This window comes from Arthrobacter sp. CAL618, assembly GCF_000468215.1.
Lineage (GTDB): Bacteria > Actinomycetota > Actinomycetes > Actinomycetales > Micrococcaceae > Arthrobacter_D.
On the sequence record NZ_ASZW01000083.1, the window covers coordinates 1 to 8,594 of the forward strand.

The window sequence follows — 8,594 nt, forward strand, 5'->3', positions numbered from 1 at the left end:
GGCTGGTGCGTCGGCTGCAGACGCTGCAGCTTCCTCCCTTGGAGGGGCCTCGACAGCAACCGCGACGCCAGCCGTGGACACCTCGGGGGCGGCGATGAGCGCCAATGGCTCGCCGCCCTCCTTCGCAGCCTCGGGACTACCTGCAATTTTCATCGAATCTACATCAATGGAGCCGAATCCAGGGGAGGCGACCATGCCGAGTTCCCTGGCTTCCGCAGCGAGGTTCTGTGGCGCATTGAGGTCTTCCATTTGCTGGGTGAGCGCCTGGTTCTCCTGATTCAGGGCGATCTGCTGGTTACGCAGTTCCACAAGTTCATACTGGCTACTGGAGACCGAGATATTGAGCATCAGAACCGTCACCAGAGCGCCGACCAGGGCGATCATGCTGAACACCGCGAAGGGGATCCGACGCCGGGCCGGTCCGGCTGGCACCAGCGAGAGCGGCGTCCGGACCTGCTGGGAGGATCCGCTTCCCGTTTCGGGGGTAGCCAGCGACGCGTAGGATTCAGCGAGTTGCTGGCTCATGATGCATTCCTGTCTTTGGTGCTTCGAGTGTTCTTGATTCGTTCTACTGCGCGCAGCTTTGCCGATGCCGCCCGCGGGTTTTCTTCAATTTCCTGCTCGGTCGGGGCTTCGGTGCCCTTGGTCAGCGACTTGAGGTAGGGCTTGTGCTCCTCGAGTTCCACCGGAAATCCGACTGGGGCTGAGGAGCGGGTACCGGCGGTGAAGGCAGCCTTGACGATCTTGTCCTCGAGCGAGTGGTAGGACATGGCCACCGCCCGCCCGCCGAGAATCAGTGAGTCGACGGCGGCGGGAATTGCCCGTTCGAGCACGGTCAGCTCCTCGTTGACTTCGATCCGGAGCGCCTGGAAGGTCCGTTTGGCCGGGTGTCCCCCGGTCCGTGCCGCCCCTGCGGGGACCACGGCGCGGATGACGTCGACCAGTTGGCCTGTCGAGGTGAAGGGGGTGTCACGGCGGGCGGCGACAATGGCCGATGAGATCCGGCCAGCGAACTTCTCCTCACCCCAGGCACGAATAATGCGGAGCAGGTCCGTCTCGGAGTACACGTTGACGACGTCTGCTGCGGTCTGCCCAACGCTGGTATCCATCCGCATGTCCAGTGGCGCGTCATAGGAGTAGGCGAATCCCCGGTCACGTTCGTCCAGTTGGAGGGAGGACACTCCCAGGTCGAAGAGCACACCGTCAACAGCATCGATGCCCAGATCCTCGAGGACCTCGGGAAGCTCGTCATACACCGCGTGGACCAGATCAGTTCGCCCCGAGAAGGTTGCGAGCCGTTCGCCGGCCAGGGCAAGTGCCTGCAGATCGCGGTCAATCCCGACCAGGTGTGCCTGCGGAAACCGTGCCAGCAGGGATTCGGAGTGCCCGCCCATGCCCAGCGTGGCATCGACGACCACCGGCGTACGGCCGGCAGCTACCGCGGCGAGGAGGGCTGGTTCGAGGAGCGAGATGCAGCGTTCACGCAGTACCGGTACGTGCCGTTCACCGGTAGGACGATCGTCGCTCATCCATTCGCTCCTTCCTCAGTGTTGCCTGCTTGGTTGTCTGTACAACACGTTTCTTGAGCCAGATCCCCATCCGACCAGGCGCGGTGCCCGCCTGGCTCCGGGGAAGGTGAGCCAGGTGGAACGTACGCCGGGCGGCTGGAGATCTCGTCCAAGAAGCCGTCCTGCATTTCGTGCGGTACTGCGTGGTGATGTGCGGTACTAGAAGAGACCCGGGAGAGCGTCCTCGTCGGTTTCGGAGAACGTGTTCTCCTGCTCCGCCAGATAGTTGTTCCAGGCCGTGGCGTCCCAGATCTCAGCACGGCTGCCCGCGCCAATCACTGCAAGTTCCCGGTCCAGTCCCGCATAGGTCCGAAGCGCCTGAGGAATGGTGATTCGTCCCTGCTTGTCGGGGACCTCATCTGAGGCCCCTGACAAAAACACCCTGCTGTAATCACGGGATTGCCGTGACGACAGCGGTGCTGTCCGCATCTGTTCGTGAAGCTGTTCAAACTCGCGCTGACTAAAAACGTAGATGCACCGTTCTTGCCCCCGGGTCAGCACCAATCCGTTGGATAGTTCCTCCCGGAACTTCGCTGGAAGGATCAACCTGCCCTTTTCATCGAGACGTGGCAGATGGGTTCCGAGGAACATCTGCCACCGCCCATCCAATCCGGAAAGCACCTCGCGGCACCACTACGCTCTTATAACCACCACTTTACTCCACATCCCTCCCCCGTCAATCCATTTAGGGGTTCCGACGCGATGAATTTCCTGGCAGTTCCCTGTATCGGTGGGACTGGAGCGCGGTGGTGGGAAGTGGAGGGATTTGAGCCGCCACAGCACACCCGGTCCTGACGATCCGGCCTCAGGGCGAGAAAAACGCCCGTTAAACGCCGATAGACCCGACTATGCGGGTCTATCGGCCAAGCAAATGATTGGGATTTACGCCAAGTGGATGAAAGTGGAGGGCGCTGGCGGCCGACCGATTGGCAACGTTAGGGCTGTTCGCGCTTGCGCTCGTCCCACTTCTCTTCGAGGGTGCTCAGAAAGCCTCCACTACGATTGACGGGCGCCGTTTTAATTCCCTGAGGCATTGGCGCTGATTCGGAGCCCTTGCCCCGGCTGGTGGCGTAATACACTCCAGCTCCCATGACCAGGAATCCTGCGACGCCCACCAGAATAATCTGGTTCGCTACGCCCAGCAGCAGAATCAAAATGCCTGCGACCGTCATCAACGCGCCGATGACGATCCTGCGCGTTGAAATCGTCCGCTGGGGGCTCGACGCCATCGAGCTGGCAAACTTTGGGTCGTCGGCGTGAAGCTGCTGCTCCAGCTGATCAAGCAGCCTCTGTTCGTGTTCCGAGAGTGCCATCACTGCCTCCATACTGATAATTAATCCTGGTCCCTCACCTCAACTAACGAGTACCTGATCAATCCAGTTCCCTACGACGGCATCGTCGCTGAGAGTGTTCCAAATTGACCGGCGTAGCTTGTTGATGTTGGCCTGTGCTCTAAGGATAGAGCGCAATGCCCACAAGGGAAAGTCGCAGCCCTGTCGGGTGAAAATCAGGGCTGCCAGCGTCCTTCAGGGAGGCGTTCAGGGAGCCGTATCGGTCGGTTTTCGAAACAGCTGGGCTGGCTGGATAGCCGACTTACCAAACTTCCGATTGACCTCATCGAGAGCCGACTCGGCGAGCCGCCAGTTCTCGTCCCGTCGGTCGATGGTGAGCTGTTGCCCCAGTCCCGACGATGGCTCCAGCTGGTCCGCCCGCACTCCCACCAGCCGGACGCTCATGGGACGCTCCCCCAGTGCTGCCAGCAGCGATATCGCTGCCGCATAGATGGCATTCGCGCTGTCAGTAGGTTCGCTTAGCCTTTTGGTCCGCGTCAGCGTCGAGAAATCCGCGTAGCGCAGTTTGATTGCGACTCCGCCGCACTGAAGATGGGCTGATCGAAGCCTCGCCGCCGTCCGATGAGACAACCGAAGCATTTCGGTATGCAAGGTGGGATCGTCGCTGACGTCGGCAGCAAATGTCTCTTCGGCACCGATGGTCTTCTCCTGGCGGGTCACCGTCACGGTGCGCGGATCCCGACCCCAGGCGAGATCATGGACGTGCTGCCCGGAAACACCTAACAGCTTGCGCAGGGAAGATAGTGGGGTGTGCGCGAGGTCCTCCACGGAGCGGATCCCCAGCCGCGCCAGTACTTCCTGCGTTTTGGCGCCAACACCCCAGAGCGCTGACACGGGAAGGGGGTGCAGGTACGCCACAGTCTCCTCCCCCGGGATAACCAGCAGACCGTTGGGCTTCGAACGGGTCGAAGCAATCTTGGCAACAAATTTGGTGGTCGCAGCCCCCACACTCGCCGTAATTCCAAGCTCCCGGCGAATCGTTGTTCGAATCAGCTCACCAATTTCGCGCGGCCCACCGAGCCGACGCATCGACCCCGCAATGTCCAGGAAGGCTTCGTCGACGCTGAGCTGTTCCACCAAGGGAGTGATGGTTCCAAAGATCGACATCACACCATGTGAGACTGCCGAATACTTCTCATGATGGGGTTCAAGCACCACCCCCTGCGGACATAACCGCATGGCGGCCGACATCGGCATAGCCGAGCGGACTCCGAACCGCCGCGCCTCATAAGATGCTGACAGGACCACCGACCGGCCGCTGGGCGAACCGACAATCACCGGTGTGCCCACGAGGTCCGGACGATCCAGTAATTCGACAGCCACATAGAAGGCGTCCATGTCCACATGAAGGATGGTGCACTCTGCATCTGGGAGGTTAGTCCTGGGCCCGGCTGTCACAGTCCAATCGTAGCCAGTCAGTAGGATGGAATAACCCACAGACCAACCGGCCGGCGGAATGCCCGGCGCACCCCCACGCGGAAACCTATCCGCACACTGAGGAGAGCCAATGACCGACCGGACCCCCTTCGTCGAGGACGCCTCAGTCGCTCAGCTAATCGCTGACGAGCAGTCCACGTACCGCGCCGAGGTGACGAGAGGCCTTGGCCTCTTCCTCACGCGCCAACAGGCAATCCTCGGGGATATTGCCGATGATGCGCTGGAGCTGACTGCTGCTATTGGCCGACTGACTTCGGGTGGCAAGAGGCTACGCGCCTCACTCTGCTATTGGGGATTTCGAGGGGCCGGAGGATCCTCGGATGCACGCGAACCGGTTTTGGCCGGCGTCGCGCTTGAACTCTTCCAGGCGGCCGCGCTAATTCACGACGATGTAATTGACCGCTCCGATACCCGACGCGGCTCCCCCAGCGTGCACCGGCAGTTCGGAACGCTCCACGAGCGAAACCGCTGGCATTTAAGTTCGGACCGGTTTGGAGTATCTGCAGCTGTGCTGACCGGCGATATGTGCCTCTCCTTCAGCGAAGAACAGTTCTCGGATATCGGCCCTGGTGCGGCGTCGGGCACTGCGGCCCGGTCAATCTTCAACCGGATGCGCACCGAGGTGATGGCTGGCCAGTACCTGGACCTACTGGAAGAAGCGGTGGGGCCGGACCGGACGCCGGACGACGCCGCCGCGCGGGCACTGCGGATTGTCAGGTATAAATCTGCCAAGTATTCGATCGAGCACCCGCTTGGCCTTGGCGGCGCCCTGGGTGGTGCCGGCGCAGCACAGTTGGCTGGCTACTCGGCCTTCTCACTTCCGCTGGGTGAAGCGTTCCAGCTTCGGGACGACGTCCTGGGAGTGTTCGGCGACCCAACTGTCACGGGGAAACCCGCTGGGGACGATCTGAGGGAGGGGAAACGGACCCTACTCATCGCCAAGGCGCTTCAGAACGGGAGTCCGCGGGACCAGGAACTGATCAACAGCACCCTGGGCCAGGCGGATCTCGACGACGATGGGGTGTCACGACTGCGCGACGTCATTGCCTCTTCGGGAGCGCTGGTCGCGGTCGAGTCGCTGATTGCCGAACATTCAGAATCGGCAGCCCAGGCGCTAAAACGCCTGGAACTGGATGCGGTGTGCCGGTCGGCCCTTGCCGGGTTGGCAACCGCTGCGGTGAGCCGGTCAGCTTAGGCGGTAAACCCGGGCGATGACGAGTCCTGGCTTACCAGGCGGCGGCCTGGGCCCGTCGGCGAATTTCGGTTTTGCGGCCTTCGCGCAGCGCGTCGATAGGTCGTCCGGGCAGTGACTCGTCGGGGGTGAACAACCACCTGACAATATCCTCGTCGCTGAACCCGGAATCAGCGAGGACGATGATCGTCCCCTTGAGACTGTCAACTACTGCACCCTCGAAGATGAACTCCGCGGGGACGCTCCTGACGTTTCGTTCGGTGCTGCGGAGCGCGATTAGCGATTTCTCATCGAGCAGGCCGTGGACCTTGGTGATGGGCACATCCAACTCAAGTGCCACCTCCGGAAGGTTCAGCCAGGCGGGCACGAGTTCTTCGAGTTCATTCACCCCCTAAGGGTGCCAGATGTGAGGGCATCCCTCCACTTCTTGATCCGACACGCCGGCGATCAAGTAACGGGTTTGAACGGAACTATTGTGCTAGGTGACATTTAGTGTAGATTCTCATGAGTCACACCAGTAACACTAACAACATCAGACTCTCGCGCACCATCAGATGTTTTTGAAAGAGGTCCCCGACGGGCATGCCCGTCGGGTCTCCATTCGGCCATCGGCGCGGCCCGTACCGTTGACCATAGATGAGGATTTTGACCATGACTGCCCAGCGCTCATCATCGCCGCTGTTTAAAACCCGGGCCCAGGCCCCAGGTACCCGCATTCCCAACCGTTTCAATGTGGCGGTATCCACTGCCGCCATCCCCGCTGTACTGCTCTCCGCCGTCGCACTCGCGCAGCCAGCCGCTGCCGCACCCGTGACTGTGAGCTCACAGCAGGTTCCCCGCCTCGCCCCTGCCGTGACCGCTCCTGCGGGCCTCACCATCCCGGCGAGCACTATTGCGACCCGCATCCCGACCTTCCTGGCTCCGGCCCAGAGTGCCCCGAAGACCTACACCGTGCAGGCCGGCGATACCATCAGCGGGATCGCACTGAAGCTCGGCCTGGAAACCGGTGCCGTCCTCAAAGCCAATGGTCTGGGTGCAAGCTCGATCATCTACCCGGGTCAGAAGATCAAGCTCACTGGCGCATCCTCCAGCACGCCCGCTGCCAAGCCGGCAAACGACACGAAGCCGTCCTCCGGCTCTTCCTACACGGTGAAGGCCGGTGACACGCTGAGTGCCATCGCTGCCAACCACGGTGTCAGCCTGGGCACCGTGCTGGATGCCAATTCCCTGTCGATGTCATCGATCATTCACCCGGGCCAGAAGATCAAGCTGGGCGGTTCCGCTGAGGTTTCGGTTGCATCAACCGAAATCGCGCCTGCAGCGCCGCAGTCCGCCAAACCTGCCGCCAACGGCGGCAAGTACACGATCAAGGGTGGTGACACCCTGGGCGCCATCGCTGCCAAGCACAACGTCAGTCTTCGCGATCTGCTCTCAGCCAATGCCCTCAGCGCCACCACCATAATCCACCCCGGCGCCAAGCTGACCATCCCAGGCAAATCGGCGCCGACGGCGGAAGCAGCACCGGCTGCCGAGACCGATACGCCAGCAGATCTGGTCCCGTCCACCTTCCTGCACTACACCTACCCGCAGCACGTGGTATCCGAAGCAAACCGCAACAAGCACCTGCTCAACTCCCTGCCGGTCCCCGGCAACGAAGCCATGAAGACCATCGTTGCTGACACTGCACGTTCCATGGGCGTCGACCCGAGCCTCGCCCTGGCCGTGTCCTTCCAGGAGTCGGGCTTCAACCAGCGTGCGGTTTCGCCTGCCAACGCCATTGGTGCCATGCAGGTCATCCCGATGTCCGGTGAATGGGCCTCCGACCTTGTGGGACGCAAACTGAACCTGCTGGACCCCTACGACAACGCGACCGCCGGCGTAGCGATCCTGAAGTCGCTGATTCGCACCAGCGCCAGCCTTGAGGAAGCCATCGCTTCCTACTACCAGGGTCAGTACTCGGTGACTACCCACGGGATGTTCAGCGACACGAAGAACTATGTTGCCGCCATCAATGCCCACCAGGCGAACTTCCGGTAGCAACGCCATCGGACGGCCGTGAATCGGGGTGGAATCGGGTGTCGGTTCCACCCCGTTCCATGTGTGCACTTAGGATCGAAGGGTGCAGGGACGGCAGAATGACCCACTGGTTGGCTCAGTTGTAGACGGGCGATATCTCGTTTTGTCGCGCCTTGCCAGAGGCGGCATGTCGACCGTCTACCGGGCCACCGACCAGCGGCTCGATCGCGATGTGGCCCTCAAAATCCTCTATCCCCATCTCGCTGAAGACTCGAGCTTCCTGGATCGCTTTGAACGCGAGGCAAAGTCCGCCGCACGCCTGTCCCACCCGCACGTGGTCGGTGTCCTGGACCAGGGCGTCGAAGACTCCCCTGACCGCTCGCTGGCCTACCTGGTGATGGAATATGTGCCGGGGAAAACCCTCAGGGACCTGCTGCGGGAAAAGGGCAGGCTCACCCCACGGCTGGCTCTGGCCATGATGGACCCTGTGGTGGAAGGGCTTGGCGCCGCACACGACGTCGGGTTGGTCCACCGGGACGTCAAACCGGAAAATGTTCTTCTAGCGAGCAACGGCCGGATCAAAATCGCTGACTTTGGCCTGGCACGGGCCGTTTCCACCACCACCAACACCGGCACCCTGATCGGGACGGTGGCCTATCTGTCCCCTGAATTGGTCACCGGCGGGGGCGCTGACGCCCGGAGCGACATTTATTCTGCGGGTATTGTCCTCTTTGAGCTGCTGACGGGGAAGCAACCATATACCGGGGATGTCCCGATCCGGGTAGCGCTCCAACATGCCAACTCGACCGTCCCGGCGCCGTCGAGCTTAGTCCCGGGTCTCGCGTCGGACATTGACGAGCTGGTGCAGTGGTGCACGGCTGTGGACCCTGAGGACCGACCGATCGACGGGAACGCCCTGCTGGGTGAACTACGACATATCCGGACCACCCTCACTGACGAGGAACTGGATTTCGAATTGCCGGTGGGCTCTGATCACGCCGCAGCAGCAGACCAGACCGGTGCCACCCC

9 protein-coding genes are annotated in these 8,594 nt (G+C 61.8%); 3 read left to right on the forward strand and 6 right to left on the reverse strand.

The genetic code is table 11. From position 1 onward, the window contains the following. From K728_RS0105125 to dinB, 5 genes are all read right to left on the reverse strand, one after another. A partial coding sequence (locus tag K728_RS0105125) for a hypothetical protein (RefSeq protein WP_024476053.1) occupies positions 1 to 525 on the reverse strand: 525 nt, incomplete at its 3' end. After that, positions 522 to 1,529 carry a 16S rRNA (cytosine(1402)-N(4))-methyltransferase RsmH gene (gene rsmH / locus K728_RS0105130; protein ID WP_019481345.1) on the reverse strand — a complete coding sequence of 336 codons (1,008 nt, stop codon included), beginning with the start codon at positions 1,527 to 1,529 and terminating at the stop codon, positions 522 to 524. The genes rsmH and K728_RS0105125, both read right to left, overlap by 4 nt. Positions 1,530 to 1,727: 198 nt before the next feature. Continuing rightward, positions 1,728 to 2,159 carry a division/cell wall cluster transcriptional repressor MraZ gene (gene mraZ / locus K728_RS0105135; protein WP_019481346.1) on the reverse strand — a complete coding sequence of 144 codons (432 nt, stop codon included), beginning with the start codon at positions 2,157 to 2,159 and terminating at the stop codon, positions 1,728 to 1,730. A gap of 344 nt (positions 2,160 to 2,503) precedes the next feature. Beyond that, positions 2,504 to 2,881, reverse strand: a complete 378-nt coding sequence (locus K728_RS0105140) for a DUF3040 domain-containing protein (protein ID WP_024476054.1) — start codon at positions 2,879 to 2,881, stop codon at positions 2,504 to 2,506. Between the two features lie 225 nt (positions 2,882 to 3,106). After that, positions 3,107 to 4,357, reverse strand: coding sequence for a DNA polymerase IV (gene dinB / locus K728_RS0105145; RefSeq protein ID WP_443110926.1), 1,251 nt, complete (start codon positions 4,355 to 4,357; stop codon positions 3,107 to 3,109). A 70-nt stretch (positions 4,358 to 4,427) separates the two neighbouring features. Here dinB and K728_RS0105150 point away from each other — a divergent pair, with 70 nt between their 5' ends. Beyond that, a complete protein-coding gene (locus K728_RS0105150; protein WP_019481349.1) occupies positions 4,428 to 5,552 on the forward strand; it encodes a polyprenyl synthetase family protein in 1,125 nt (374 codons plus the stop codon). Between the two features lie 31 nt (positions 5,553 to 5,583). On the opposite strand, the gene K728_RS0105155 is transcribed toward K728_RS0105150, so the two are convergent. Next, entirely contained in the window at positions 5,584 to 5,937 is a 354-nt protein-coding gene (locus tag K728_RS0105155) for an Rv2175c family DNA-binding protein (RefSeq protein WP_019481350.1), read from the reverse strand. 263 nt (positions 5,938 to 6,200) lie between these two features. Between K728_RS0105155 and K728_RS0105165 the strand changes: the two genes are divergently transcribed. Then, a complete protein-coding gene (locus K728_RS0105165; protein ID WP_019481352.1) occupies positions 6,201 to 7,586 on the forward strand; it encodes a lytic transglycosylase domain-containing protein in 1,386 nt (461 codons plus the stop codon). Positions 7,587 to 7,752: 166 nt separating this feature from the next. Further along, positions 7,753 to 8,594 (forward strand): protein kinase domain-containing protein (locus K728_RS0105170; RefSeq protein ID WP_019481353.1); only part of this gene is annotated, 842 nt, incomplete at its 3' end.

Coding starts and splice junctions, on each gene's coding strand:
- rsmH (WP_019481345.1), bottom strand. CDS start 1,529: ATGAGCGACGATCGTCCTACCGGTGAACGGCACGTACCGGTACTGCGT.
- K728_RS0105150 (WP_019481349.1), top strand. CDS start 4,428: ATGACCGACCGGACCCCCTTCGTCGAGGACGCCTCAGTCGCTCAGCTA.
- mraZ (WP_019481346.1), bottom strand. CDS start 2,159: ATGTTCCTCGGAACCCATCTGCCACGTCTCGATGAAAAGGGCAGGTTG.
- K728_RS0105165 (WP_019481352.1), top strand. CDS start 6,201: ATGACTGCCCAGCGCTCATCATCGCCGCTGTTTAAAACCCGGGCCCAG.
- K728_RS0105140 (WP_024476054.1), bottom strand. CDS start 2,881: ATGGCACTCTCGGAACACGAACAGAGGCTGCTTGATCAGCTGGAGCAG.